The organism is Actinomyces sp. oral taxon 849 str. F0330 (assembly GCF_000239715.1).
GTDB classification, from domain to species: domain Bacteria; phylum Actinomycetota; class Actinomycetes; order Actinomycetales; family Actinomycetaceae; genus Actinomyces; species Actinomyces johnsonii.
In genome coordinates, this window is the sequence record NZ_JH470421.1 from 1 (window position 1) to 513 (window position 513).

A 513-nucleotide genomic window follows, 5' to 3' on the forward strand; every position below is an offset into this window, starting at 1 on the left:
CCAGGCCATCGCCTCGGGCACTGCCGACGCCGTCGACGCCGCCATCGCCATCGACCTGGCCGACGCGGCTGGTGACGGCAGCGGCTGGGCCGACTCCGCCTCGTCGGCCGGATCTCCCGCCTCCCCGCGCTCGACCAGCGGCGACGGACAGGGACCCGGTGAGACAGCGAGCGCCCCGGAGGACGTTCCTGAGAGCGCTCCGGAGACCGACCAGCGCATCACCGCGGACGACAGCGCCGATGACGCTGCGGATGGCGCGGCCGACGGCGCCGCGGATGAAGCCGGGGGCGACTCGTTCGACGAGAACGCGGCACTGGACGGCGGCGCTGGCGACCCTGGCGACGACTCCGAGAAGTCCGAGAAGCAAGGGGAACAGGGGGAACACGGCGAGCCCGCCGAAACGGGCGCCCCGGCCTCGCCCGCCGGCAAGAGTCCCGACGCCGTCGGCTCCGCTGCCGACAGCCCCGCAGCGGCTGCCGCCGGTCAGCAGAGCAGGGCCGGGGCGGGCGTCGT

1 pseudogene is annotated in these 513 nt (G+C 75.4%); it reads left to right on the top strand.

Features of this window, described 5'->3' with window-relative positions:
* Positions 1 to 513: pseudogene (locus HMPREF0975_RS16455) on the top strand (hypothetical protein); the annotation flags it as partial.